Genomic DNA, 24,225 nt, shown 5'->3' on the forward strand with positions numbered 1-24,225 from the left:
AAACATTAAAAAAAAGCTCTTATGAGCTTTTTTTTATTTGAGATAAATTATGCGTTCATTCTGGTTTAGAAATGTGCTTCTAAGCCTACATATGGGCCTTTAAACTCAAATTTTAGGTCATTATTATCATACTCATCTAAATTAATATTAAGTAATTAGATTACCTTTATAACTGTCTACGAGCATGTTTTAAAGCAGTACGAAGACCTTCTTCTAGAGTTGGGTGATAAAAAGGTTTCTCTAAAATATCATTTACAGTTAAACCTTCGCCTATAATCCAACTTAATAGATGGGCCATATGTTCTGTTGCTTCGGTAAATAACTCAGCTCCGAGAAGTTTTTGACTTTCTTTATCTATATAAACTTCAATAGCACCCTTATTTTTTCCAAGAACGATAGCTCTGCCTTGTCGTTCATAAGAGGCTTCACCTGTAATAAAGTCTATCCCATTGTCTTTTAGTTGTTTATAGCTTTGCCCGGCAATAGCCATTTCAGGATGACTAAATACAATTCCTAATGGAGTGAGAGTCTTAATTGGATTGACTTGTGGATAATTTAAACAGTTATGAACAACTTTTTTGCCCTCATGTGCAGCTTCATGTTGTAATGGTGTGGAGGTATAAGCATCGCCAACAATAAAAATTGGATAGGTCTTTAATTGCTTGGTTTTTGCATTTAGAGGTAATAATTTAATATCTTTGAAAGAGTTATCAATATTTTCCAGTTTTAAAGTATCAAGTAAGCTTGAACGGCCTGTTGCAGATAAAACATATTCAACTTTGAGCGTTTTAGCTTTTTCTTCAAATTTATAATTTAATATAACGCCCTCAGAGTCACACTTAACTTCACTTGGTAAAGTCTCGAATAGAATTTTTAACTCTTTGCCTAGCTCTTTTTGCACAAGTTGTTGTAGTTTTGAGCTAGTAAGTACTCCCATACGTTTACTACGAGCAAAGATTGTAGTTTCTACGCCCAAACGATGCAAGGCTTGTGCGATCTCAAGAGCAATCACACCACTACCAATGACGGCAATGGATTTAGGTAGTATTTTTAATTCGAATATTTGATCTGTGGTTATAAGTCGATTACCGAGTTCTTGCTTCCAGGTTTGATCATAATTAGGAGTTGAACCAACCGCTAGAATAAAACTTTTTGATTGGTACTGTTTCCCGTTAACTTCCACAGTCTGTGCGTCAATAAAATATGCTTTACCAGAAACTTTATGCTCAGTTGGCCATTGTTCTACATCTTTTAAAGTTGCTTGTGTAAAACGATCACGTAAAGCTTGTACGTGCTGCATAACTTGATCAGTATTAATTTTTGCAGATACATCCAAAGCAACTTCTTGAGCATTTTGGATATCGAACATACGGTTTGCTGTAGATATTAGTACTTTACTTGGCATGCAGCCTACACGGGCACAAGTGGTATCCCATGGACCATCATTTATAATTAAAATATTATTTGTATATTTAACGGCTTCTTTATATGCGCTAATACCAGCAGTACCTGCGCCAATGATAATAATATCGAACATTATAAATCCCAATATTTATGAATTTTGCATTTAATAAGTTACATAATAAAACACAATGTAATTTATGTTTACAGAGTGTGGCGAATATGATTACACTAATAATATAAATAATTAAAAAATCTTATACCTTTAGGAAAGATTGGGGAAATGAAAAGTATGTATAAAAAACAACTTACCTTGAAGTTGTCGGCTATGGCTGTATCAATTATGTTAGCGAGTTGTGGTGGGGGAGGCGGCGATGGTTATTACCAGAGTGGTTCATCAAATAGTAGTAATTCCTCATCTGGAAGTAATAATTCTGGATCTCAACAAGCGACTGCTACAGCATTAAAGATAGAGCTAGATAAATTATCAGTTGCGGCGACGAATGATACTTTAACGGTTACTGTTAGAGCTTTAGATATAAATAAAGGTGGCATTGCTGGTGCTAAAGTTAGATTGCAAGTACAGGATCCAACAAATAACGTAACTATAGAAGGAGCATCAATTCAAACTACAGATGCAGCAGGTAACGCTGTATACATTATAAAGACACCAAAAACATCGAGTTCAATAAATGATTTAGTGAAAAATGGTTTTAAATTAGTAGCCTATACGAATAACGATACGCTTACTCAAGAACAAACCGTAACAGTCACGGGTAGTGATAGCACTGTTGAAGCTGATACCACTAGTATTGTTTTATTTGATGCTACAAAAACTTCTTTAAATGTTAGAGGTGATCAAACAACCGTTACATTAACAGCTGTAGATGCAAATGGTTCAACTTTAGCAAATCAAGCAATCACGCTTAAAGTTAAAAACTCAGCGTCAAACGGCGTTAGATTTACACCAAATGCGACGCAAACTGATGCAAATGGTCAAATCACCTACACTTTATCTTTTAGTGAAAATCAAAGATCCTCATTGTATAGTGCTGCTCAATTTGTGACAGATGATCTCGTTTTAGAAGCTAATTTTGGTCAATCAACGAAAGTTTATACTTATAAACTTGATGTTGTTAATTCTGATGTACCAGTAGCCGTAGGAGCTATAGCTGTAGCATATAATCCGACGATGGTGGAGGATTCAACGGATGGTGTTTACTACTATAAAAATATTTCAGTACAAGTGACTGATGTGGATGGTAAACCGATCGCAAATCAAGATGTGATAATGGGCGTTAATGCACTTGCCTACTATAAAGGGGCATTTGATTTTGTTGATACCTCTACTCCAGCTGACGGCAAACCAGATGAATATCTACCAGTTATTAGGTCAGCGTGTACAGCACCAGTTCAAGCTGTAAATGTTAACGGTGAGGTTGTTAATCAATTAAAGCCGCTTAAAGAAAATTCTACAGTCCAAGTTGTATCGTATATTAATAGTGCAGGCACATCTGCAACCAATAATAAATATACAACAGATGGAAATGGTCGTTTTGATCTTAAGATTCAATATCCTAAAATTTATGCTTCTTGGTTAACTGTTCAGTTAACGGCTAAATCTACAGTTTCGGGAAGTTTGATTAAAGGATCTACATCTTTGACTTTAGATTACTTGAAAAAGGATGTTACTGTCAGTGATCGTATTGCCCCGAATATATTAAGCCCATATGGAATAGATCCAAACTGTTCAAATAGTAATTAATATAAAAAAGAAGCAGCATTTAAGCTGCTTCTTTTTTAAAGGTGTGTTCCCATACTTACACCTACTGTAGGGCGTACCTGCATTGATGAACATGCTGAAAGAATTAAACAGCTCAAAAGAGCGAATATAAATTTATTCATAAAAATTAATAAATGATTCAAAACGATTTAAATACTTTAGATCAATATTATTTTTAGTTCTGTTGAATTCGTGCAGAAATATGCAAAATAAGTTATCAAAAAACCCTACTTTAAAGAAGAAATAGGGTTTTATAGAATATTAATTTATAAAAATTAGTCGTCTAACAAATCCATTTGCTTTGCTAATTGATAAAGATTGTTTGAACGGTTTCCGGTACGACAGAACATAAGAACAGGTTTTGGAAGTTCATTATAATGATTTGCAAAGGTACGTACATCAAGCTCCGTAATTTGACCTGCAACTACAGGCTGATAAACATAGTCTAGACCTACTTGGCGTGCTGCTTCTTCAATTTGAGCACTTGTAGGCTGTTCTGGGCCACCTTCCATATCTGGTCGATTATTAATAATCGATTTAAATCCTTTTTCTACAACTTGACCAACATGCTCTGGACCAATTTGACCTGCGAAACCAACATTATCTGACATTTCGTCACTCCAAAATTTAACAAAACCTCTTATGCTGTATCATAGCATTAAGCTTAACCTGAGATACAAGACACTCGTGTGTTGTTCTGACTGAGAAAGTTATGTCTTATAGCTAAGCTATAAATTTTAAAAATGATCATCAAGCTATTTTTAAAATTGGTTATTCATATTCTATTTCAACGGAGCACATATGCACGCTTATATGGTTGAGCCTTTATATGTTCCATGTGGTCAGGAAACGATCGCAGCTGATTTTTATATTCCAAAAACAAATAAGAAATCTGCCGTTATTATTATGGCGCATGGTTTTGCTGCGTTGCGTCAATTTAAATTAGTTCAATATGCACAGCGGTTCGCTCAAGCAGGTTACGCTGTTATTTTGTTTGATTATCGATATTGGGGCGGGAGCACTGGTAAGCCTAGAGAAATGGTCTCTATTAATTCACAGTTAGAAGATTGGAAGACAGTTATTCAATATGCTTCAACTTGTAAGCTTGTCGATAATCGAAGGATTGTGCTGTGGGGAACTTCATTAAGTGGGGGATATGCGCTGAGTCTGGCTTCTGAATTAAAAAATATTCAGGCAATTTTAGTACAAATTCCTTATGTGGATGGAGCTGAAACTGCCAAGCTCTATCCTTTGCAACGCTATCCTCAAGCATTGAAATTATCGAGTCAGGATTATATGGGATCAAAAATGGGGCTTAATCCCAAAAGATTACCTGTCGTCGATCAACATAATTTATGTTTTATGCCTACTGCAGATAGTTATTATGGCTATCTATCGATTGTAAATCCTGATTATTATTGGAGTGGGGAAGTTCCGGCTCGTGTCTTTTTTAATTTGATGCGATACCGTCCAATTCAAGTTGTACGCCAGATTAATATTCCAGTTTTATTTATTGCAGCCCAAAATGATACTCTTATTCCTATTGAATCAAGTCGTGAAGCTGCCACAAATATTGCGCCTTTTGTGAGTTATCATGAGTGGGATATGAAACATTTTGATATCTATCACGGTTCATGGTTTGAAAAAGCAGTGATAACCCAATTAGAATTTTTACATCAGCATATAGGAGTGATGTAAATGATTATTGTATGTGCATCGTGTGGTGCAAAAAATCGAGTTCCGGAAGAAAAACTTCCTGAGCAACCAAGCTGTGGGCAATGTCATCAGCTATTACTACCGCTTGCACCTATTGAACTAAATGAGCAAAATTTTAGTAACTACATTACGAATAGTGATTTACCTATTCTTATAGATTTATGGGCAGAATGGTGCGGACCTTGTAAAATGATGGCTCCACATTTTGCGCAGGTCGCAAAACAGAATCCAGGCGTTATTTTTGCCAAGATTGATACCGAAGAATCTCCTCGCTTGAGCCAAGCTTTTCATGTGAGAAGTATTCCGACACTTGTCTTAATGAACAAAACGACAGAGGTCGCGCGTATTAGCGGTGCATTACGTGCGCCTGAATTGCAGCAGTGGCTCGATCAACAACTTCAAACGAATTTCGGGAGCTAAGGTGTCAGAAGCTTATACCAAACCAGAAGGAATTTTATCCTTACAAACGATTGCCATGCCAGCAGATACAAACTGGAGTGGTGATGTATTTGGTGGATGGATTGTGTCACAAATGGATTTAGCTGGAGCAATTCACGCAGAACGTTTCAGTCGTGGCCGCTGCGCTACGATTTCCATTAATCAAATGACCTTTTTGGTTCCGGTAAAGGTTGGCTTTGTCATTAGCTGCTATACCAAGATCTTAAAAGTTGGAAATACTTCTATCCAGATGCAAATTGAAGTTTGGGATAGTCATGATGACTCTCGTGCGCCAATTCGTATTACCGAAGGGGTCTTTACCTTTGTTGCTGTTGATGTAAAAGGTAACAAGCGTCAGATTCCTGAAGAAGCGAGACAGAAGTATTTAGAAACTCAGTAAAATTTAGAAAGCCTGAATATTCGTATTCAGGCTTTAATTTTTATTACAAAAGATTAATTTTTAGAATTAAAACATCGTATTTGTATTTTTGCTTTGCTCTGGAATGTTTTGTATAACATCCCAATGTTCTACGATTTTTCCGTGTTCTAGACGAAATATATCAATAATTGCTCTTCCTCGATCTTTTTCATTTTCAGTGGAATGAACATGTAAAACGACAAGATCACCTTCAGCAATCGCCCGTTTAATTTCATTCTTAGCTTGTGGATTTTTTTGAAATTTCTCAGTAAAGAAATTAACAAAAGGTGCTTTTCCATCTGGAACATTAGGGTTGTGCTGAATATATTGTTGACCAATATAGCGATTCGCATATTCTTTGACTTTATGTTTTAAAAAGACACCTTCATAAAAGTCGATCACTATTTTTTTGTTCTGTGCGTTTACTTGATCTATGGATTCAGATTTGGTTTGAGTAATCTTACTGGTTTTAACTGTAGGTTCGGTTGCGTGAGCAATTATTGTTGTAAATATAAAACTGGTGAATAAAGAGGAAAGAATCAGTGTTTTTTTCATTTTTGACCTCAAGATACAAAAAGTAACTTTTGTATCTTGAGACAAATAAAAATCTAAAAGTACTTTAGATTCGTTATTATTTCTTGCGCTTAGGTAACCATGCCCATAGCATTTGGCACTGGATTGGTTCATTGCCAGCATCATCAATGACCGTAACTGGAATCACAAGTTCACCTTTCTCATTATCCGCAATAAACTTTTGCTGTTCAGCAGATAACGTTGCTGTAGCTGTCAAACCACCTTCAACCACTTTTAAATAATCTACATGCAATGATTTGATTAATAAAATGCGGTTATCAGGAACATGTAAACCAGTTAGGAAACCAGTTGCAGTTTCTGCTAAAAGAGCCATAGCCGCAGCATGGACTCCTTTAATATGATTCTGCATATTTTTTTGGTTTTCTAAACGGACAGTAACGTGGTTTGAGTCTACTTCCAGATAGCGAATATTTGCTGTACCTACCATTGGTACGATACGACCAAATGCCTTGCTCCAAAGCGTACTACGAATGCCTTTAGGGAATTTTGAAGTCGCTTTTACCAGTTTTGATAGACGATTGGATTGAGACATGGAATTACCTTAGCTTTGAATGTCACGACAAAATATTAATCTTTAAAGTTATTAAACTGTAATGGCACACCGAATTGTTGTTCACGTAAAAAATTCATGACTTGTTGTAAAGTGTCACGCTTTTTATCCGTTACACGAATTTTGTCGCCTTGAATAGAAGATTGCACTTTAACGCCACTTTCTTTAATGGCTTTATTAATTTTTTTTGCAGTATCAGAGTCAAGACCGTCTTTAAGTTTAATGACTTGTACAAAGTTTTTGCCTGAAGCAGCAGCTTTTTGTGGATCAAGTGCTTGAATATCAATTTTACGTTTATAAAAATGATTTTCTAACATGTTATAAACCTGTTCACACTGGAAATCACTTTCGGTACTGATTTTAATTTCTTTATTTTTTTCGTTTATTTCAACTGAAACATCGTGACCACGAAAGTCAAAACGTGTTGCAATCTCTTTTTGTGTGTTCTGTACGGCATGATTAACTTCAAAAATCTCTAATTCAGAGACAATATCGAAAGAAGGCATAGTTTAGACCTTTACAAAGGGAAAGAATATTTGAGATGCTAAGAGGGTTTTCTTCATTTGCCAAGTGTTGTTTACATCAAAGGAGTGCACAATGATCCGTAAACAAGAAATTACAACATTTGAATTCCCAGAAAATGCTGTTATCTGGGATGTCCGTGATACAAATGCTTATGCAGAAGGGCATGTTAAAGGTGCGGTAAATCGCCCGATTAATGATTTGAATGCTGATATTTTGAATCAGGTCTCTGCGGGTCAGCCGATTTATATTTTATGTGGTGGTGGTAGCAAAGCTCCTCGTGCAGCTGAGACACTAGAAGGATTGGATGCCTCGCGTGAATATGTCGTGCTGATGGGCGGGACACGCGCAGCTCGTGATGCTGGCTTGCCTCTAGAGCAGGGCGCATAAAAAAAAGCACCTTAGGGTGCTTTTTTTTGAAGAGAATTACTGTGGTTTGAAATAAGGTTTTTTAGGCTTTACTTTTTTCTGGAATCGTTGCGGATTCAATTTTTGTAATAAGCGGTCCGTTACTGGACACGCTTCTCCTAACATTTGGGCAACTAAGATCTCGCTGCATAGCGGAGCAAATAGAAAGCCTTTAGAACCAAGACCAGCAAAAGTAGCAACCCGGCTATTCTCCTGCATTTTTCCTAACAGTGGAAAATAATCTAAGCTTTGTGCACGAATAGATGCACGACCTTGCCAAGTGGATGTAGAAGGTAATTGCTGTGCGTATTCAGGAAATACGCTGTGGATTAATTCAAAGTTATGCACATGGTCATCAAGGAGTACATCTTGATCTTCACGATTTGGGTAGAAAGACGCACCTAAAATCATCTGTGAAGCATCAAGCTGCATACAGTAGCCGCCATAGCTATAAGCTTCGTTTAAAGGTAGGGGAGCAAAAGTATTATCAACCCAGCTCACTTGTCCACGTATTGGTTTTAACTGCGGATAGTTTTCAAATAATGCAGCACTTTCTCGAGCACAGCACACAACGACATGGTCTGCCTCTGCAATAACTTCGTAGTCAGTCTGTAATTGGACTCTGTTTTCAAAAGAAACCAGTGCTGTGATATTGGCAATTTTTAAATCAATTAAAGGATGTTGCAAAATTTCATTACGGAGTTGATGTGGTGAAACGGAACCGGCTTCGGTAAGTAAAACACTTGAATTTGCAGTTTCAAGTGAGTTCGTTGTGTTGGTAACAACATCAGCTGGATATTGATTTACAAGATCGAGAAGTTCATCTGCATTTTTCAATGCGATTTGTTGTATTTGAAGTGAGCGGAATGCTTGAAAATTTTTATAAAAGTTTAAGGCATGTTGCCAACTCAAAGTCATGAGATGTTCATGGCTTTGTTCAATTGGACATAGTTTTGGATTAAGTAACGCCAAGGGGTTTCCAGAAGCACCAGATAATGCTTCTGTTTGCTCATATAGAGTGACTTGATGCCCACGTGCTGCAAATGCCCATGCCGTAGTTAAACCTGCTATGCCAGCCCCAATAATCGCAATACGCTGTTGCTCTTCGTCCAATGAGTAGACTTGGTCTAATTGTGAGGGCTCATCATCAGACTGAGGTGGATGCCAGATGGCTTTAAGCATTTCCCGTTTATGCCGAAAACCACGTGGACGAGAAATACTAATACCATGCGCTTTTAGCCCACGTTTTAAAACACCCGCGACACTAAAAGAGGAAAATGTACTGCCATAGTCAGAAAGACGGACAATATTGTTTAAAACGTTTTGTTCCCACATGTCTGGATTGCAAGAGGGCGCAAAGCCATCTAAAAACCAAGCATTTACTGCTTTAGTTTTAGCCATGCTTGGAAAAATCTCTTGGGCATCTCCTAGCCATAAGTCAATGCTAAACCGCTCATTAGGAAAAGTTAAACGATGACATCCAGCAATAGGGAGTGGGTATTGTTCAATTAATTGGTCTGCAAGTGGTTTAAGCTCATCCCAGACATTTAAAGCGCGAATAAGGTCGGCTTTACTTAATGGAAACTTTTCAACACTAATTGCATGTAAATGGCTTTGATTGTCAGGACGGACTTGTTGCCAAAGTTGCCAGAGAGCAAGAATGTTTAAACCCGTACCAAAACCAGTTTCTCCTACACTAAAATATTCAAAATCTTTTAGATTGGTTAATCGTTCTGATAAGTCGTTACCATTTAGAAAAACATGCCGTGTTTCAAGTAAGCCATTATCTTTAGAGAAATAGACATCACCGAATTGTTTGGAAATGGGAACCTCGATACCATCGATTAATTCCCAGTCCAGTTCTGCTGTTTGGATACGGTTTGATACGTTCATTTGGTTTAATAGATTGCTTGGATTTACCACTGGCGTCGACGTTTTGTATGAATATAACTAGCGATAAAGAAACCCAGCAATACGCCACCCGCTAAGGTAACCGCGCCATATAAAAACATTTGCGCACTACGTTCGCTTTGTAAGACTTGAACCTGAACAGAGAGGCTGTCATTTTTTAACTGTAACTCTTGGTTCTGGGCAAGTGCTTCAAGATTGGCGTGCTCTAATTGTTTTAAGCGAGAAGCCTGATCTTGAACTAAAGCTTTGATTTTTGCATCTTGCTGTTGTTTATTCTTTACGAGCTGTTCTGCTGTAAGTGGTTGAGTTGTAGTCAATGCTTTTCCAACAGTTGATACTGTAGGAGAGGGTTTAGCGGCTTGAGTTGAAGGCGCGCTTGGAGGAGGTGTTGCTGGTGTTGCAGCAGGTTCAACTGCTCCAGCAGTTGAACATATCAAACACAAGCCAAGAAAGCTTTTGATTGCAGGCTGCATGCGATTACCCTTTTGGAAATGCTTTATTAAATGGTTTTACATCAATATGGGCATAAATGCCTTCTTTGAGAAATGGTTCTTCTTTTAACCATTCATCTAATGCTTCGCGACTGTCGAATTCAACAATCATGGTGCTGCCATAGAAACCTGCTTGAAGATCATTAGGGTCTTTTGGCATAGCTCCCGCTGTAACAAGGCGGCCTTCATCATCAAGTTTTTGCAAACGTTCAATATGCTGAGGGCGTACTGCTAAGCGTTTCTCTAGAGTTCCTTCGTTATCGGTACAGCTTAGAACAAAAAAAGGCATGTAATCGTATCTCTATAATCAATCAGGAACCACTTTAAGCATCTGTTGACTTAAAATGCTTACGTAAAATAATGAACTGAATAATGATAAATGAAAACATCACAATCATGTCACCAAATGCAGTAAATTCGCCCCAATATTTTCCGCCGTGAAATAAAAATGCGAAGAACACATGCAAACAAGACATCACTACAAACATGACTGCCCAAGCATAATTTAGATTTTTCCAACCTTTTTCACTTAATTCTAAAATAGGATCAAATAAACGTCGTATGAGCGGCTTACGTTCTTTACCAAACCAAGGCGAAACTAAAAATGCGCCTGCGAAAACTAAATTTAAAATTGCAGCTTTTAAGCGGATATAGAAATCGTCACTTAGCATGAGAGTGATGCCACCAAAAATGACGGTCATAAATAATACAAACCATTGTTGTTTATCTAGACGGAATTTTTGGAAAACAAATAGGGCACCATATACCAGAAGCATTGAAATAATTAAGCCAGTAGTCGCTACAAGAATATTATTATTGTCGGCACCACCAGCAGACCCGATCAGTTTAAGTAAAGGATGCTGTGCATCGGTTGGATCAACTGTTTTATATAAGTAGAAGAAAATAATTAATGGAACAAAGTCCAGAAGTGCTTTCATGTTAGAGTATCTGATCAGGTTTGGTGAATGGCATAGTATAAAAGATGCAAGGCATAGATTTACATACACATAGCAATATTTCTGATGGAACTTTGTCTCCGGAATTACTGGTGCAAGCTGCTATCGATGTGAATCTGCATACTTTGGCTTTAACTGACCACGATACAATGGATGGGTTACAGCGAGCTAGAATTGCCGCACAAGGTCATGATTTAAAAATAATTTCTGGTACAGAGATTTCAAGTCAGTGGTCACGTCCTACAACGAAGAAGAGTTATGGCGTACATATTGTTGCTTTAAATATGCAAGATGAAGCACCAATTTTAGAAGCATTAGAACAACAAAAAAAAGTACGGGCACAAAGGGCTAAAGTAATTTGCGATTTATTAGAAAAATGTATTGGTTTTCAGATTTACGAGGATGTTCTGGCCAAAGTGGAAGATCAGGCCGATCGAGTGACAAGAACTCACATTGCTAAAACATTGGTCGAGAAGAAAGTCGTAACCCGGCCTCAACAAGCATTTGATCGTTTCTTAAAAGAGGGAAGACGTGCTTTTGTAAAGTTCGAAGGATTAGGGTTAAAAGAAACAATTGATGTGATTCATGCAAGTAAAGGACTTGCAGTTTTAGCTCACCCCACTCGTTATGATTTATCTGCAACCAATGTTCGATATTTAATTGAGTTATTTGCAAGCTCAGGTGGAGATGCAATTGAGTTACCTCCATCTATGGAAACTTTATCTACTCGCCAGATGGTTGATCGGATGATTGAGCAATATCAGTTAGCCGTATCAATTGGCAGTGATTTTCATGGTGAAAATATGCCATGGATTAAACTGGGAAATACACCTAAACCAACGGCTAATCAGCAAGGTGTTTGGGAGCGTTTTCTCTAAGATTTTACAGTAAGTTATTATCTTGAGCTTGAATTGGGGGAGGTGTAGGTTTGCCTAGCGTTCCTAAAAGCTCAATTTCGATACTACGTACCATGGCGTCTAAAGGTAAATCATTACTCTGAGTACCAAAAGGCTCTTCAATTTCCGAGCTGAGTGCATCAAGCCCTAAGAATGTATATGCCAAAATTCCAACCAGTAAAGGTGTTGCTAGCCCAAGCAATGAACCTAAACTAAATGGCAACATAAAACAGAAAAAATAGACAGTGCGGTTGAGCAAAACTGAATAGGCAAATGGAATGGGCGTATTGGCGATTCGGTCACATCCGGTTTGCACGACACTTAAATCTGAAACATTTTTATTCATTTGCGCATAGATGATGTCAGAGATTTCACCTTCTTTAAGCGCTTGCAACAATTCCCAGTGAATGAGGCTAAGGGTGTACTGAGGGGCATTATTTTGCTGATAGAGTTGGGTGAGTGCTTGCTGGCTCATACCACTGGTTTGTATTAACTCAGTTGGATTCGCTGTTTGACGACGTAAACGATCACGTAACACGTTAGCAAAAACAATTACATGTTGAATGACACGCTCTCGACGAGCCTGAGTCAAAATCCGGCAGTCACGGTCAAAATGGCGTGAAGTTGCAATTAAAACACCCCATAATTTTCGGGCTTCCCACCAACGGTCATAACATGCAGTATTTTTGAATCCTAAGAAAATAGAAAGTACGACACCAATGAGTGTAAAGCCAACCAAAGGAATTTCTGGAAATCGATACAAGTTGATATATTCCACGCCACCAATGATTGACGAGATCAACATAACAACACCTAGAGAGGGAAGAATTTTTGGTAAAATCGTCCCTCGCCAAGAGAATAAAACTTTAAAAATACTAGGTTGATCACGAACAATCATTTTATTTTAAGCATCACTATTTTTGTTTTGATCTTCTAGGCTTAGGTAAGCTTTGTCAATATTATTGAACTGTTATTGCTGTTGGGTTGAGCAGTTGTTGTTCAGCAAATGAAAAGCTTCCTTCTGGAGAAATAATAAAATGATCTAAGAGGTGTATTTCGACAAGTTGACATGCATGTTCCAGTTGCTGAGTTAAGGCAATATCTTCGGCAGAAGGTTGTGCTGAACCAAATGGATGATTGTGTGCAATAACGAGCTGGCAAGCATGTTGTTGCAAGGCGTATCGTAAAGTTTGATTGACCGAGACTGCACAATGCCGCATTGAACCAAAGAAGAGTTTTTTAAAATGAAGTTTTCTTAATTCTGGATCTAGACACAGCACTGCAAAGACTTCTTGTTTCTCGCCTTTTAATTCATAGCGTAAATAATCTAAGACTAAATCAGAAGAATGAAGGCTTAGATTATTTTTCTGAAAGTGATGATTAAGATAACGCCGTCCCAGCTCTTTGACTGCCAGCAATTGTGAATATTTCGTTTCTCCAATTCCATTAAATTGAGTTAACTCACTTAACGATGAATCAAATACTGCATTTAGGCTGCCAAAGTGCTGAATGAGTAAACGTGATAATTCGACTGCTGAGTGTTGTCGTGAACCTGAGCGAAGAAAAATCGCCAATAGTTCTGCATCAGAGAGACTTTGAGGACCTTGCTGTAATAACCGTTCTCTTGGCCGCTCTTGTTCGGGCCAATTTTTAATAGAAGTATTCATATTCCCCAGCGTAATTTGCTTAAAAAATTTATTTTGTTTGCCCAATCAATCTTGGGTCTGCGCGTATTTAATGCTATTGTGAGCGCCACTGCAACAGTAAGGTATCCTGTTCGTGAGCTTTGATCTAAGTGTTATTCCTCATAAAAACATCGTTTTAGCTGTTACGGGCGGAATTGCTGCCTATAAAAGTGCCATTTTAGTCCGTCGCCTTAAAGATTATGGTTTTGACGTGCGTGTAGTCATGACACATGGTGCTCAGGCATTTATTACCCCGCTAACTTTTCAGGCTCTTTCTGGTAATCCAGTTCATACTGAACTTTTAGACCCTGCGGCTGAAGCAGGAATGGGACATATTGAATTAGCACGTTGGGCTAATTTATTACTGGTTGCACCTGCAAGCTGTGACACATTGGCTAAATTTGCGAATGGTTTAGCAGATGATTTGCTCAGTACAGTGTTTTTGGCAACAAAATCTCCTGTCTGGGTTGCACCTGCCATGAACCAGCAAATGTGGGCTGCCAAAGCAACTCAGCGAAATTTACAAACCTTAGTCGAAGATGGCGTACATGTGATTATGCCGGATGCGGGTGAGCAGGCGTGTGGTGATGTTGGGTTAGGCCGTATGCCTGAGCCAGAAGAAATTGCAAGGCAAGTCGCTGGCTATTTCCATCAAGCTCAACGTGCAATCGCTGAAAAATTTGGGTTGTTGGCTGGCAAGCGAGTTGTTATTACCGCTGGGCCAACACGTGAAGCGATTGACCCTGTTCGTTATATCTCGAACCACAGTACCGGTAAAATGGGCTTTGCTTTAGCCGCTGCCTGTTACGCCGCTGGTGCTCAAGTGACTCTGATTGCTGGACCTGTAAGTTTAGATACACCGAATGGTGTAAAACGAGTAAATGTTGCTTCAGCAAGACAAATGTTAGATATCAGTATGGGCTCGTTAGAAACAGGCTGTGATATCTTCATTGCAACTGCTGCAGTCGCAGACTATCGCGTAGCAGAAGTTGCCGAGCATAAAATTAAGAAGGCAGGGGATGAGTTGAATGTTTCCCTTGTAAAAAATCCAGATATTGTGGCAACCATTGCGGGTCAGGAGAAACGTCCATTTATGGTGGGCTTTGCGGCTGAGACACAAAATGTTGAAGAATATGCGGCAGGAAAACTGGTTGCTAAAAAACTAGATATGATTGCATGTAATGATGTGTCACGTGCGGATATTGGTTTTGCTTCTGATGAAAATGCTATGACGGTTTTCTTTGCTGAAAACTATCACATGAAAAAGCGTGAGTTAGAGAAAGCGTCTAAACAAGAAATTTCTCAACAGTTGGTTGAAGCAATTTCGGATGCATTACGCCGTAAATAATATGTTTTAAATAAAAAAACCGCGAATGAATCGCGGTTTTTTTTATGATCTACTTTCGACAACTTAAGGAATATCATCTTCAAATTCAGGTTTAACCTGAATGATGAAGTCCTGACGGTTAAGACCACGCCACAAGGCAAAAGCTGTACCGATATAAATTGAAGAGTAAGTACCTACAAAAACACCAACAAACATTGCCACAGCGAACCAGTGTAGACCATCACCACCTAAGAACATCATTGCTAGAACTACAAGCAATAAGGTCATTGATGTATGAATGGTACGACGTAAAGTTTCGGTTAAGGCAATATCGACGATTTCACGAGGAGTTGCTCCGCGAATTTTACGGAAATTTTCACGGATACGGTCGGAAACTACAATGTTATCGTTAAGCGAGAAGCCAATAACAGCAAGTACCGCAGCTAAAACCGTAAGGTCAAACGGCCACTGAAATAAAGCAAAAGCACCAATAATAATGATGATGTCGTGGAATAAAGACATTACGGCACCCATTGCGAGTTTAAACTCGAAACGGATGGTCACGTAGATCAACATTAAAATAAGTGCAAGTGCAACAGCACCAGCAGAACGAACATAGAGCTCGTTACCTACTTGACCACCTACAGAGTCCACTTTATGAACTTCTGCGGCATTGTTTGGCAACTGTACAGCCTTGGTGATGGCATTATTGAGGTCTTCAACTTTAACTTCTTGTACAGGCATGCGCACAAGTAAGTCTTTATTACTACCAAGTGTCTGTACTACTGCATCTTTAAAGCCAGCTTTAGCAAGTGCCTGAATGACTTCAGACTGGTTTGCTGGTTGAGCATAGTTAAGCTCAGCTGAAACACCACCTGTAAAGTCCAAACCGAGGTTAAGACCTTTAGTGGCAATAAAGAAAATACTCGCTAACGTAATAAGGATCGAGAAAATTGCCGCAGGTTTGGCAATTTTCATGAACGGGATGATTTTTGCATCATCCGGACGACCATATTGTTTTGAATCTTGTTGAGTCACTTTAGTCATCATCGATCTCCTTAAATGCTCAACTTTTTCAAATTACGGCGTTTACCATAAATGATTTGTACAATTGCGCGAGTCACTGTAATTGCAGTAAACATCGAACACACGATACCAATCATTAATGTTACGGCGAAACCTTTGATCGGGCCTGTACCAATTGCAAACAAAATGAAAGCAACGAGGAACGTCGTTAAGTTCGAGTCAAAAATCGTGTTATAGGCTCGATCATAACCGGCCACAATGGCCTGTTTGGGCGATGCTCCCCAGAGCATTTCTTCTCGAATACGTTCACATATCAATACGTTCGCATCGACAGCCATACCAATGGTAATAACGATACCCGCAATACCCGGTAAGGTGAGGGAAGCCCCAATCCATGACATGACAGTTAAAATCATTGCTAAGTTAACAACGAGTGCAAAGTTAGCAATTAAACCGAATAGACGGAAGAAAACGACCATCCATATTGCAACAAGCAAGAAGCCGATTTGAGTTGATAATACGCCTTTATCAATGTTTTCTTGACCAAGACTTGGACCAACCACACGTTCTTCAACAAAGTACATTGGTGCAGCCAAAGCACCTGCACGTAGCATTAATGCAAGCTCTGATGCTTCTTGAGGAGAACTTAAACCAGTAATACGGAAAGTTGAACCTAAAACGGCTTGAACTGTTGCAGCATTAATGACTACAGATTCAGTATAAGGTGTACGAACTTCTGTTTGTGCACCAGTTTTCGGGTCTGTGATATAAGTGATTTTTTGCTTATTTTCGATGAACAATACCGCCATGCGTTTACCAACAGCATTACGAGTTGCATCGGACATCAGCTTGCCACCAGCACTGTCAAGGGTAATATTTACTTCGGCACCACCAGAGTCTTGGCTGAAGCCAGAACTTGCATTTTGAACACGCTCACCAGTCAAGATACGGTTACGTTGCAACAAAAGTTGACGACCGCTATCTAAAGATTGATATGCGAAAACCTCTGTACCCGGAGGTAAAGGTTGACCATTATATTTACCTGTATATGGGTCAATATATTGATCATTTAAGTCAGATACTAAACGGAATTCGAGGTTAGCAGTACGACCTAAAACACGTTTAGCTTCTGCTGTATCTTGAACACCCGGTAATTCAACGACAATACGGTTGCTACCCTGACTTTGTACTAATGCTTCTGCAACACCAAGTTCGTTAATACGGTTACGTAGTGTTGTTAAGTTCTGATTTACTGCATATGCCTGAATTTCTTGACGACGTACATCGGTATAAGTGAGCTTTAAGGTAGAACCTGTCGTGCTCGCTAACGCCTGTTGGGTATATTCATTACCATTACGACGTAAAAAATTCATTGCTGCATCACGATCAGCATTGTCAGCAAATTGAACAGTGATCACATTATTATTTAACGCAAGGTTGTTAAAATTAATCTTGTTTTCACGGAACTGACGACGCAAATCGGTGGCAGAGGTTTCCATACGTTGGGCAACGGCTTTATCCATATCTACTTCAAGCAAGAAGTGGACACCACCACGTAAGTCCAAACCAAGTTTCATTGGTTTTGCCCCAATCTTTTGCAACCATTCCGGTGTGGTTGGTGCAAGGTTTAGGGCGACAACATATTGATCACCTAAGTCACGGCGTAATACTTCTTTTGCTTTTAACTGTGCTTCAGACGAACTGACACGCAATAGGGCAGCATTATTTGTAAAAGTATTATCGTGACTTGCAATATTTGCTGTTTTTAAAATTTGCTCTGCTTTTTGCACCACACTTTGATCAATTTGGGTGCCAGCTTTGGCACCGGAAATTTGAACGGCGGGCTCATCCGGATATAGACTAGGCAGTGCGTATAATGTACTGATTACCAGAACAACCAGAATCAGTAAATATTTCCATGCAGGGTAACGCATTCGCTTTCTTCTTAAATGAAAAAGCCGTGCTAAAGCACGACTGTTTTATGATTAAAGGTTATTTAGAGTGCCTTCAGGTAATACTGAAATTACGCTGGCACGCTGAATTTTTACTTCTACACCACGGCTAAGCTCAACAACTGCATAGTCACCTTCAATTTTGGTCACTTTGCCCATTAAACCACCAGCGAACACAACCTCACTACCTACACCTAAGCTCTCGATTAAAGAACGGTGCTCTTTCGCACGTTTTGCTTGAGGGCGCCAAATTAAGAAATAAAAGATTGCAACGAATACGACAATCATCAAGATGTTTGGCAAAATACCTGTAGTTGGGCCAGCTGCCGGTGCTGCATGTGCAGCAGAAATTAAAAAGCTCATTTTGATTTCCTAAAGTTAAAAATATGAGTCAGATACCTGACATAATCCTAATTCGTTTTGCAATTTACCTTGTCTTGAGGTTGAGCGCAAATCGGGCTTATTCATCAACCGGACATGGTGGAACTTCTAAACCACGACGGGCATAAAAGTCCTGAACAAATTCGTCAAATGTGCCATTCTCTAATGCATCACGCATACCTTCAGTTAAACGTTGGTAATAACGTAAGTTGTGAATGGTACCGAGCATAGACGCTAACATCTCTCCACATTTCTCAAGATGGAATAGATAAGCACGGGTAAAGTTCTTACAAGTGTAGCAATCGCAATGCGGATCGAGCGGACTTTGGTCATGGCGATATTTACTATTACGAATACGTACAAGACCATCAGTGACAAAATAATGACCATTTCGCGCATTACGGGTTGGCATTACACAGTCGAACATATCGACACCACGGCGCACCGCTTCAACGATATCTTCCGGTTTACCAACGCCCATCAAGTAACGCGGTTTGTCCTGTGGCATTTTGCTTGGTAGATAATCTAAAACTTTGATCATCTCATCTTTAGGTTCACCTACAGACAAACCACCAATCGCATAACCATCAAATCCAATTTCAAGAAGGCCGTTTAAAGACTCATCACGTAAGTCTTCATACATGCCGCCTTGAATAATGCCAAATAAAGCATTCTTATTTTTAAGCTCATCATGATGATGAGTTTTACAACGTTTTGCCCAGCGTAAAGAAAGCTGCAATGATTTTTGTGCTTCTTCATGCGTTGCAGGATAAGGTGTACATTCATCAAAAATCATGACGATATCAGAGTTCAAAACCTGCTGGATTTCCATAGAAATTTCAGGCGATAAAAATACTTTTGAACCATCAATCGGCGAGCGGAAAGTAACACCTTCCTCTTTGATTTTGCGCATTGCGCCAAGACTAAAAACCTGGAAACCGCCAGAGTCAGTCAGAATAGGCTTATCCCATTTAATAAAGTTATGCAAACCGCCGTGTTCTTTAATCACTTCAAGACCCGGACGCAAATATAAATGGAAGGTATTTCCTAAAATAATTTGTGCCTGAATGTCTTCGATATCACGCGGTAGCATACCTTTGACTGTGCCGTAAGTCCCCACTGGCATAAAAACAGGTGTTTCAACAACACCATGCTCTAAAGTTAAACGACCACGACGGGCGCGCCCCGACTGACCTAATTTTTCAAACTTCATCTAAAAATCCTGAACACGAGCAGAGGCGAAGAAACAGTTCGCTGCTAAAAAGAGAGCTATTTTCCTTGATTCTGCGACGTAGTTCTACTACTAAATGTAGCTGGCTATAAAATAGATAAAATTTTAGGCAGGTTATAGACTCTTTTTTTCCTATTAAAAATTAGGTTTATAGTCAAAATTTTCATTAACAAGATTATCCTTAAAAGGACGAATCGCTTTTTTAGACAATGTTAATGTATTGATGAGATTGTTAGGGAATACTTCAATTTGGTTATTAAATAATTCAACATTACGATTAAAAATGGTAATAGCTGCACCTACATTTTCGTTTTGTTCCTGAATGTCATCCATCATCTTGCTATAGAGTGAATCGGCTTTAAGTTCAGGGTAGTTTTCAACAACAACATTTAAGCTGCGAATCAGTTCTTTACTCATTTTCTCGATTTGTTGGAGCTGAGAAATATCAGTATTATTCACATTTAAATTAAGAATTTGCTGACGTAGTTCGGTAACTTTTTCTAATGTCGATTTTTCAAAGTGAGTATATTGATTAAGTGTTGTCTCAAGCGCTTCCAAAGTCTTTACTTTTTGACGCTCAAAATTGACAACCTCAGCCCAAGCACGTTTAGTCGCATTAAAATAACGTACGATGGTATTACGGATCTGAACGCCCCAGACGATCAGTACAACAAAAATCCCCAAGAAAATAAATAAACCAGTCATGGTCAGTTCCTTATTGTTATTCCCTCAGTGTACTTTTTGGCTTCTCATTTTTTAATGAGTCGACAATGAAGTAATACCGGAGATTTATTTAATTAAGTTCAACATTAATTGCTGAAATTTTTCATATTGCGGCATGGTCATGGTACGTAAGTGTCCACGTAATGCTGAAACATCATGAATTTCACTTTGCTTACTTGTGGTGTGAAAAAGATTTTGCTCACCCAGATAACACAAAATTTGTTCTTCGTGATGATAAATTAAATCACCTTTAAAGTGCTGAAAAAAATCATTTAATTTTAAAGTTAAGCTCGGACTGACTTCTTTGGCCAACTGGTGTTGATTAACCCCCCAAATATTAAGTTCTTGGTTAATTAAAATATCACTACTTTGCCATTTACTGCTGTAGGGAGTAAAAAACCGAGAACGTTGATTGCTAACAGCAATACCCAAAGCAGGCATTTGAAATATAAAAGCACCCCATAAATCTTTATGAATTTCTTTTATAATTTTTTTATCGCTATTTGGGTCTTGGATAATAGGGATTTCATTAACGTAATGATATTGAAACAGCAAGACTTGATGATCGGTTACTCCATCGTTCCATGTAGCCGAAGCAAAATGAGTAATTTCGTTAGATTCACTCCCTCGGTTAAACAGCGGAAAATGTTGTTTTAATTTACTCAGAACTAAAACAGGCTGAGCATGAATGGGAAGATAGGCTGGTAGCTGCTGAAACTGTAAGCCATAACGTAAAATGACCATACGCTGTTCTAGATAAAGAATGACTTGCGTTAAAGGTTCTTGAGATTGATATAGTAAATACGCCAGAAACCCTGTTAAAAAGGCACCTAAAAAGCTCCAAATATATTGAATATGTGGATGAAGAAAATAACCAAAACCTAATATTATGATGCTGCAAATGGCGAGTAAATAGGGGAGCACATTAAAAAAGCGAAGGTTGTGATCTTCACGCCATGGATGTAAAGCATCTAAAAGATCTTGGGCTGAATGAGATTTTTGTCCAGCATCCCAAAGTCGAGCAATATTGCGAAAAACCTGTGTATTTTTTTTACGCCTTATATGAAGAGCTTCTTGTACTGTATCGATTGGCATGGAATTAATAAGTTCATTATCATAAAGAGCTATTTCTAGATTATCTTTTAAATTGAAAGAGATAAATACTAAATGCTTTTAAATTAAGAAATTGTCTTCAAAAATTTGATGCTTGAGTTTTTTCGATAAATTTCTGCAACTCATAGAGCTAAATTCATTATTTTTTATTGTAAGTATTTGGGCTGAGTTAAACCTTTTAATTAGCCAATATGGTTTAACCCAGCCTTAGTTTTTAAACTTCTAATTTATCAACCAGCATTGCATCGCCATAACTAAAGAAACGATAGCGACTTTTAACTGCATGCTCATAGGCTGCCAAAATGTTGTCTCGATTTGAAAGTGCTGACACCAACATGAGCAGAGTAGATTCTGGCAAATGGAAGTTAGTAATTAAACGGTCTACGATGCAGAACTCATAGCCCGGATAGATAAAGATTTGCGTGTCGCCAGTCCAAGCTGCAATTTTACCACCATGAGCTTGAGCTGCACTTTCTAAAGCACGTGTTGCGGTTGTACCAACGGCAATCACTTTATTGCCGCGTGCCTTAGTCTCCAAAATTAAATCAATGGTTTCTTGAGGTACATCACACCATTCACTGTGCATGACATGGTTAGTAATGTCATCGGTACGAACTGGCATAAATGTGCCGGCACCCACGTGTAAAGTTACAAAAGTTTTTTGAACGTATTTTTGTTCTAATTTTTCTAAAAGTGTTTGATCAAAATGTAAGCTTGCAGTTGGAGCTGCAACACTGGCAATTTTTTCTGGATTATGGAAAACCGTTTGATAGCGTTCAGTGTCAATTTCTTCTGCTTCACGGTTAAAGTAAGGCGGAATAGGTAACTGACCATATTGCTCAAGTACCGGCAAAATTGGCTGTGAAAACTCAACCACAAATAAATTTTCGTGGCGGCCACGTACAATCACTGGAATGTTATCTGGACCCACATAAAGCTCCGCACCTGCTTTAGGTGAGTTGCTTGATTTAATATGACAATATGCTGTGGTGTGGTTCAGCATGCGCTCAACTAAAATCTCGATAGCACCGCCTGTAGAACGTTTTCCTTTAAGTCGTGCTTTCATGACTTTTGTGTCATTGAGCACTAACAGATCACCTTCTTCGAACAGATCGATAATGTCTGTGAACATGTGATCGTGATATTGACCCTTTGAGTCTAAGTGTAACAACCGTGAAGCACTACGTGATTCAAGAGGGTAACGGGCAATAAGTTCATCGGGTAATTCAAAGGAAAAGTCAGACAGTTGCATATTTGAGAAAAAACACCGCAAAAATTGGGCCTAGTATAAACTTTTTCGCTTTTTTATGGCTGTGCTTCTGGCTTAAATCATGAAAAATGTTTAAATGATCTAAAAGTGAACGATAATATTCACTTAGGGTTTGACAAGTTTTACAAACGCGCTAATATACGCAACACAAACATACTTCCTCTCCCGAGGTGGTGAAATTGGTAGACGCGGCGGACTCAAAATCCGCTGTCAGAGATGACGTGTCGGTTCGAGTCCGACCCTCGGGACCATATTCAGAATCGTAAGATTCTACAAAAACCCCTAAGCTAACGGCTTAGGGGTTTTTTGTTTAATTAAAAATGATTACCTATTAATTTTATCTTTTATTGTTAATGCTTAATTTATAGCAAAGCTTAGATCTCTTATGAAATTTCCTTTGGGACATGATTCATGAGAATAGGTGATGATCTATAATTTTAGTGGAATTGACAGATCTATTCTTCATTCAACGTCTTGAGCTGTGACTTTTCAGTAGAATATAAAAGAGAAGATGCGGTATATCACTTAGGTAGGATTATTTTTCTACCTACTATTTTACAATTAGAGAGTAAATTATGAATAAAAAAATTATAGGGGTTATCTTCGGGTTAATCATTTTAATTTTGGGGTATTTATACGCTTCGCCTTATATCATCTTAAATAGTATTAAGAATGCATTGAAAGAGAATGATAGTGAAAAGGTTTCTGCTTATATTGACTATACAAGCGTACGCCAAAGTCTTAAAGATCAGATGAATGCTTATATGCTAAAAGAGCTCAAGACTAAAGAAGCCGATGGTTGGGAAGCTTTAGGTGCGATGATGGCTTCAACTTTGGCCGAAAAGATGGTCGATGCGGTAGTAACACCTGAAGGTATGACCTTGATGCTGCAAGGGAAAGATCTTAGAAAAAGTTTAACTGATAATATAGAAGATACGCCTAAAGAAAAAACAGATAACCCAAAGATAGAATACAGAACTCGGTATTTATCAATGAATATGTTTGAAGTAACTCTTAGAAATAAACAGAATGACAAGGATGTGAAAATCATTATGGAGCGTGATGGTTTGAGCTGGAAAGTAAAAAAGATTGTTCTACCAATGGATCAGATAAAGGCTAAACAAAAATTAGAGCCATAACTACACGGGGGTTATGGGAGCTGGTATTCAGCTGTATGGTTATAATGTACAAGATAGTTAAAATCATTAATGTAAATAATAATTTGAAAAGAGGCCAAGTTATTGGTCTTTTTTTTTGAAGGAATACTTACTATTTATTTTTTGCTATTTATAAACTCGCATTTCTAACATGCTACAACTCTTTACCTTCAAACATTTGTTGTATTTTTCTTAAGCATACCCACTTTATGTATCTGAAAACCTTTAATTGAAACTTCACATTTCTATTTCGAAAAGAACGTTGCTCTTTTTATG

Annotated in this window: 27 protein-coding genes, 1 tRNA gene and 1 pseudogene; 9 read left to right on the plus strand and 20 right to left on the minus strand. The window is 38.3% G+C overall.

Annotated features, from left to right (window positions below):
- Positions 1-65: 65 nt before the first annotated feature.
- Both I5515_RS17570 and I5515_RS12320 read right to left on the minus strand, forming a co-directional pair.
- Positions 66-155: pseudogene (locus I5515_RS17570) on the minus strand (hypothetical protein); the annotation flags it as partial.
- Positions 156-166: 11 nt separating this feature from the next.
- Positions 167-1,537, minus strand: coding sequence for a dihydrolipoyl dehydrogenase (locus I5515_RS12320; protein WP_199967308.1), 1,371 nt, complete (start codon positions 1,535-1,537; stop codon positions 167-169).
- A gap of 147 nt (positions 1,538-1,684) precedes the next feature.
- Here I5515_RS12320 and I5515_RS12325 point away from each other — a divergent pair, with 147 nt between their 5' ends.
- A complete protein-coding gene (locus I5515_RS12325) occupies positions 1,685-3,166 on the plus strand; it encodes an Ig-like domain-containing protein (RefSeq protein WP_199967310.1) in 1,482 nt (493 codons plus the stop codon).
- A gap of 35 nt (positions 3,167-3,201) precedes the next feature.
- On the opposite strand, the gene I5515_RS17670 is transcribed toward I5515_RS12325, so the two are convergent.
- Together I5515_RS17670 and I5515_RS12330 are read right to left on the minus strand one after the other, a co-directional pair.
- Positions 3,202-3,306 carry a lipoprotein gene (locus I5515_RS17670; RefSeq protein WP_413784476.1) on the minus strand — a complete coding sequence of 35 codons (105 nt, stop codon included), beginning with the start codon at positions 3,304-3,306 and terminating at the stop codon, positions 3,202-3,204.
- Between the two features lie 153 nt (positions 3,307-3,459).
- Complete coding sequence (locus I5515_RS12330; RefSeq protein WP_002116083.1) at positions 3,460-3,795, minus strand: TIGR01244 family sulfur transferase; 336 nt, start codon at positions 3,793-3,795, stop codon at positions 3,460-3,462.
- Positions 3,796-3,985: 190 nt separating this feature from the next.
- On the opposite strand from I5515_RS12330, the gene I5515_RS12335 reads away from it, so the two are divergent.
- Genes I5515_RS12335 through I5515_RS12345 form a run of 3 tightly spaced genes read left to right on the plus strand, consistent with a single transcriptional unit; the run spans position 3,986 to position 5,738 of the window.
- Positions 3,986-4,882 (plus strand): alpha/beta hydrolase, encoded by an 897-nt coding sequence (locus tag I5515_RS12335; protein ID WP_199967312.1) that lies wholly within the window; start codon positions 3,986-3,988, stop codon positions 4,880-4,882.
- A complete protein-coding gene (gene trxC, locus I5515_RS12340; protein ID WP_199967314.1) occupies positions 4,883-5,320 on the plus strand; it encodes a thioredoxin TrxC in 438 nt (145 codons plus the stop codon).
- Position 5,321: 1 nt separating this feature from the next.
- Entirely contained in the window at positions 5,322-5,738 is a 417-nt protein-coding gene (locus tag I5515_RS12345; protein WP_199967317.1) for an acyl-CoA thioesterase, read from the plus strand.
- A 66-nt stretch (positions 5,739-5,804) separates the two neighbouring features.
- Here I5515_RS12345 and I5515_RS12350 read toward each other — a convergent pair whose 3' ends face one another.
- From I5515_RS12350 to I5515_RS12360, 3 genes are all read right to left on the minus strand, one after another.
- Positions 5,805-6,311 (minus strand): ester cyclase, encoded by a 507-nt coding sequence (locus I5515_RS12350; RefSeq protein ID WP_199967717.1) that lies wholly within the window; start codon positions 6,309-6,311, stop codon positions 5,805-5,807.
- Between the two features lie 76 nt (positions 6,312-6,387).
- Positions 6,388-6,882 (minus strand): DUF4442 domain-containing protein, encoded by a 495-nt coding sequence (locus I5515_RS12355; protein WP_199967319.1) that lies wholly within the window; start codon positions 6,880-6,882, stop codon positions 6,388-6,390.
- 35 nt (positions 6,883-6,917) lie between these two features.
- On the minus strand, positions 6,918-7,406 hold the full coding sequence (locus I5515_RS12360; RefSeq protein WP_005036089.1) for a YajQ family cyclic di-GMP-binding protein: 489 nt from the start codon (positions 7,404-7,406) through the stop codon (positions 6,918-6,920).
- 91 nt (positions 7,407-7,497) lie between these two features.
- Between I5515_RS12360 and I5515_RS12365 the strand changes: the two genes are divergently transcribed.
- On the plus strand, positions 7,498-7,812 hold the full coding sequence (locus tag I5515_RS12365) for a rhodanese-like domain-containing protein (protein WP_016137240.1): 315 nt from the start codon (positions 7,498-7,500) through the stop codon (positions 7,810-7,812).
- 36 nt (positions 7,813-7,848) lie between these two features.
- Here the strand turns inward: I5515_RS12365 and mnmC are convergent, their stop codons facing one another.
- Genes mnmC through I5515_RS12385 form a run of 4 tightly spaced genes read right to left on the minus strand, consistent with a single transcriptional unit; the run spans position 7,849 to position 11,170 of the window.
- Positions 7,849-9,723, minus strand: a complete 1,875-nt coding sequence (mnmC, locus tag I5515_RS12370; RefSeq protein ID WP_199967329.1) for an FAD-dependent 5-carboxymethylaminomethyl-2-thiouridine(34) oxidoreductase MnmC — start codon at positions 9,721-9,723, stop codon at positions 7,849-7,851.
- Positions 9,724-9,746: 23 nt separating this feature from the next.
- Positions 9,747-10,214 (minus strand): hypothetical protein, encoded by a 468-nt coding sequence (locus I5515_RS12375; protein ID WP_199967331.1) that lies wholly within the window; start codon positions 10,212-10,214, stop codon positions 9,747-9,749.
- 4 nt (positions 10,215-10,218) lie between these two features.
- Positions 10,219-10,521 (minus strand): YciI family protein, encoded by a 303-nt coding sequence (locus tag I5515_RS12380; RefSeq protein WP_056483568.1) that lies wholly within the window; start codon positions 10,519-10,521, stop codon positions 10,219-10,221.
- 34 nt (positions 10,522-10,555) lie between these two features.
- Positions 10,556-11,170, minus strand: coding sequence for a septation protein IspZ (locus I5515_RS12385; protein WP_199967333.1), 615 nt, complete (start codon positions 11,168-11,170; stop codon positions 10,556-10,558).
- Positions 11,171-11,214: 44 nt separating this feature from the next.
- Between I5515_RS12385 and I5515_RS12390 the strand changes: the two genes are divergently transcribed.
- Positions 11,215-12,066, plus strand: a complete 852-nt coding sequence (locus I5515_RS12390) for a PHP domain-containing protein (protein WP_199967335.1) — start codon at positions 11,215-11,217, stop codon at positions 12,064-12,066.
- 4 nt (positions 12,067-12,070) lie between these two features.
- Here I5515_RS12390 and I5515_RS12395 read toward each other — a convergent pair whose 3' ends face one another.
- Positions 12,071-12,982 (minus strand): bestrophin family protein, encoded by a 912-nt coding sequence (locus I5515_RS12395; RefSeq protein WP_151964278.1) that lies wholly within the window; start codon positions 12,980-12,982, stop codon positions 12,071-12,073.
- A 61-nt stretch (positions 12,983-13,043) separates the two neighbouring features.
- On the minus strand, positions 13,044-13,751 hold the full coding sequence (gene radC, locus I5515_RS12400) for a RadC family protein (protein ID WP_199967337.1): 708 nt from the start codon (positions 13,749-13,751) through the stop codon (positions 13,044-13,046).
- Between the two features lie 112 nt (positions 13,752-13,863).
- Between radC and coaBC the strand changes: the two genes are divergently transcribed.
- The gene (coaBC, locus tag I5515_RS12405; RefSeq protein ID WP_199967340.1) at positions 13,864-15,117 is read left to right on the plus strand and encodes a bifunctional phosphopantothenoylcysteine decarboxylase/phosphopantothenate--cysteine ligase CoaBC; all 1,254 of its coding nucleotides are present in this window, start codon (positions 13,864-13,866) and stop codon (positions 15,115-15,117) included.
- Positions 15,118-15,180: 63 nt separating this feature from the next.
- Here the strand turns inward: coaBC and secF are convergent, their stop codons facing one another.
- The 7 genes from secF to queA all read right to left on the minus strand — a co-directional run bounded on the left by secF (position 15,181) and on the right by queA (position 22,774).
- Positions 15,181-16,146 carry a protein translocase subunit SecF gene (gene secF / locus I5515_RS12410; protein WP_199967342.1) on the minus strand — a complete coding sequence of 322 codons (966 nt, stop codon included), beginning with the start codon at positions 16,144-16,146 and terminating at the stop codon, positions 15,181-15,183.
- Positions 16,147-16,154: 8 nt separating this feature from the next.
- On the minus strand, positions 16,155-18,056 hold the full coding sequence (gene secD / locus I5515_RS12415; protein ID WP_199967344.1) for a protein translocase subunit SecD: 1,902 nt from the start codon (positions 18,054-18,056) through the stop codon (positions 16,155-16,157).
- A gap of 51 nt (positions 18,057-18,107) precedes the next feature.
- Positions 18,108-18,437, minus strand: coding sequence for a preprotein translocase subunit YajC (gene yajC, locus I5515_RS12420; protein WP_003655131.1), 330 nt, complete (start codon positions 18,435-18,437; stop codon positions 18,108-18,110).
- A gap of 97 nt (positions 18,438-18,534) precedes the next feature.
- A complete protein-coding gene (tgt, locus tag I5515_RS12425; protein ID WP_004638765.1) occupies positions 18,535-19,668 on the minus strand; it encodes a tRNA guanosine(34) transglycosylase Tgt in 1,134 nt (377 codons plus the stop codon).
- 153 nt (positions 19,669-19,821) lie between these two features.
- Positions 19,822-20,391 carry a LemA family protein gene (locus I5515_RS12430; protein WP_199967346.1) on the minus strand — a complete coding sequence of 190 codons (570 nt, stop codon included), beginning with the start codon at positions 20,389-20,391 and terminating at the stop codon, positions 19,822-19,824.
- 84 nt (positions 20,392-20,475) lie between these two features.
- Positions 20,476-21,504, minus strand: coding sequence for a hypothetical protein (locus I5515_RS12435; RefSeq protein ID WP_199967349.1), 1,029 nt, complete (start codon positions 21,502-21,504; stop codon positions 20,476-20,478).
- Between the two features lie 232 nt (positions 21,505-21,736).
- Positions 21,737-22,774: a tRNA preQ1(34) S-adenosylmethionine ribosyltransferase-isomerase QueA gene (queA, locus tag I5515_RS12440; RefSeq protein ID WP_199967351.1), complete on the minus strand. Its 1,038-nt coding sequence runs from the start codon at positions 22,772-22,774 to the stop codon at positions 21,737-21,739.
- Between the two features lie 182 nt (positions 22,775-22,956).
- On the opposite strand from queA, the gene I5515_RS12445 reads away from it, so the two are divergent.
- Positions 22,957-23,043 (plus strand) — tRNA-Leu (locus tag I5515_RS12445).
- Between the two features lie 324 nt (positions 23,044-23,367).
- Positions 23,368-23,931 (plus strand): DUF2939 domain-containing protein, encoded by a 564-nt coding sequence (locus I5515_RS12450; RefSeq protein WP_199967353.1) that lies wholly within the window; start codon positions 23,368-23,370, stop codon positions 23,929-23,931.
- The last annotated feature ends 294 nt before the right edge of the window (positions 23,932-24,225 follow it).

It is taken from the genome of Acinetobacter calcoaceticus (genome assembly GCF_016508255.1).
In the GTDB taxonomy this organism is placed as follows: Bacteria; Pseudomonadota; Gammaproteobacteria; order Pseudomonadales; family Moraxellaceae; genus Acinetobacter; species Acinetobacter calcoaceticus_E.

Bases quoted from the DNA above. Each gene is read 5' to 3' on its own strand.
- I5515_RS12320 (WP_199967308.1), bottom strand. From the start codon at position 1,537: ATGTTCGATATTATTATCATTGGCGCAGGTACTGCTGGTATTAGCGCA.
- I5515_RS12325 (WP_199967310.1), top strand. From the start codon at position 1,685: ATGAAAAGTATGTATAAAAAACAACTTACCTTGAAGTTGTCGGCTATG.
- I5515_RS17670 (WP_413784476.1), bottom strand. From the start codon at position 3,306: ATGAATAAATTTATATTCGCTCTTTTGAGCTGTTTAATTCTTTCAGCA.
- I5515_RS12330 (WP_002116083.1), bottom strand. From the start codon at position 3,795: ATGTCAGATAATGTTGGTTTCGCAGGTCAAATTGGTCCAGAGCATGTT.
- I5515_RS12335 (WP_199967312.1), top strand. From the start codon at position 3,986: ATGCACGCTTATATGGTTGAGCCTTTATATGTTCCATGTGGTCAGGAA.
- trxC (WP_199967314.1), top strand. From the start codon at position 4,883: ATGATTATTGTATGTGCATCGTGTGGTGCAAAAAATCGAGTTCCGGAA.
- I5515_RS12350 (WP_199967717.1), bottom strand. From the start codon at position 6,311: ATGAAAAAAACACTGATTCTTTCCTCTTTATTCACCAGTTTTATATTT.
- I5515_RS12355 (WP_199967319.1), bottom strand. From the start codon at position 6,882: ATGTCTCAATCCAATCGTCTATCAAAACTGGTAAAAGCGACTTCAAAA.
- I5515_RS12360 (WP_005036089.1), bottom strand. From the start codon at position 7,406: ATGCCTTCTTTCGATATTGTCTCTGAATTAGAGATTTTTGAAGTTAAT.
- I5515_RS12365 (WP_016137240.1), top strand. From the start codon at position 7,498: ATGATCCGTAAACAAGAAATTACAACATTTGAATTCCCAGAAAATGCT.
- mnmC (WP_199967329.1), bottom strand. From the start codon at position 9,723: ATGAACGTATCAAACCGTATCCAAACAGCAGAACTGGACTGGGAATTA.
- I5515_RS12375 (WP_199967331.1), bottom strand. From the start codon at position 10,214: ATGCAGCCTGCAATCAAAAGCTTTCTTGGCTTGTGTTTGATATGTTCA.
- I5515_RS12380 (WP_056483568.1), bottom strand. From the start codon at position 10,521: ATGCCTTTTTTTGTTCTAAGCTGTACCGATAACGAAGGAACTCTAGAG.
- I5515_RS12385 (WP_199967333.1), bottom strand. From the start codon at position 11,170: ATGAAAGCACTTCTGGACTTTGTTCCATTAATTATTTTCTTCTACTTA.
- I5515_RS12390 (WP_199967335.1), top strand. From the start codon at position 11,215: ATGCAAGGCATAGATTTACATACACATAGCAATATTTCTGATGGAACT.
- I5515_RS12395 (WP_151964278.1), bottom strand. From the start codon at position 12,982: ATGATTGTTCGTGATCAACCTAGTATTTTTAAAGTTTTATTCTCTTGG.
- radC (WP_199967337.1), bottom strand. From the start codon at position 13,751: ATGAATACTTCTATTAAAAATTGGCCCGAACAAGAGCGGCCAAGAGAA.
- secF (WP_199967342.1), bottom strand. From the start codon at position 16,146: ATGATGACTAAAGTGACTCAACAAGATTCAAAACAATATGGTCGTCCG.
- secD (WP_199967344.1), bottom strand. From the start codon at position 18,056: ATGCGTTACCCTGCATGGAAATATTTACTGATTCTGGTTGTTCTGGTA.
- yajC (WP_003655131.1), bottom strand. From the start codon at position 18,437: ATGAGCTTTTTAATTTCTGCTGCACATGCAGCACCGGCAGCTGGCCCA.
- tgt (WP_004638765.1), bottom strand. From the start codon at position 19,668: ATGAAGTTTGAAAAATTAGGTCAGTCGGGGCGCGCCCGTCGTGGTCGT.
- I5515_RS12430 (WP_199967346.1), bottom strand. From the start codon at position 20,391: ATGACTGGTTTATTTATTTTCTTGGGGATTTTTGTTGTACTGATCGTC.
- I5515_RS12435 (WP_199967349.1), bottom strand. From the start codon at position 21,504: ATGCCAATCGATACAGTACAAGAAGCTCTTCATATAAGGCGTAAAAAA.
- queA (WP_199967351.1), bottom strand. From the start codon at position 22,774: ATGCAACTGTCTGACTTTTCCTTTGAATTACCCGATGAACTTATTGCC.
- I5515_RS12450 (WP_199967353.1), top strand. From the start codon at position 23,368: ATGAATAAAAAAATTATAGGGGTTATCTTCGGGTTAATCATTTTAATT.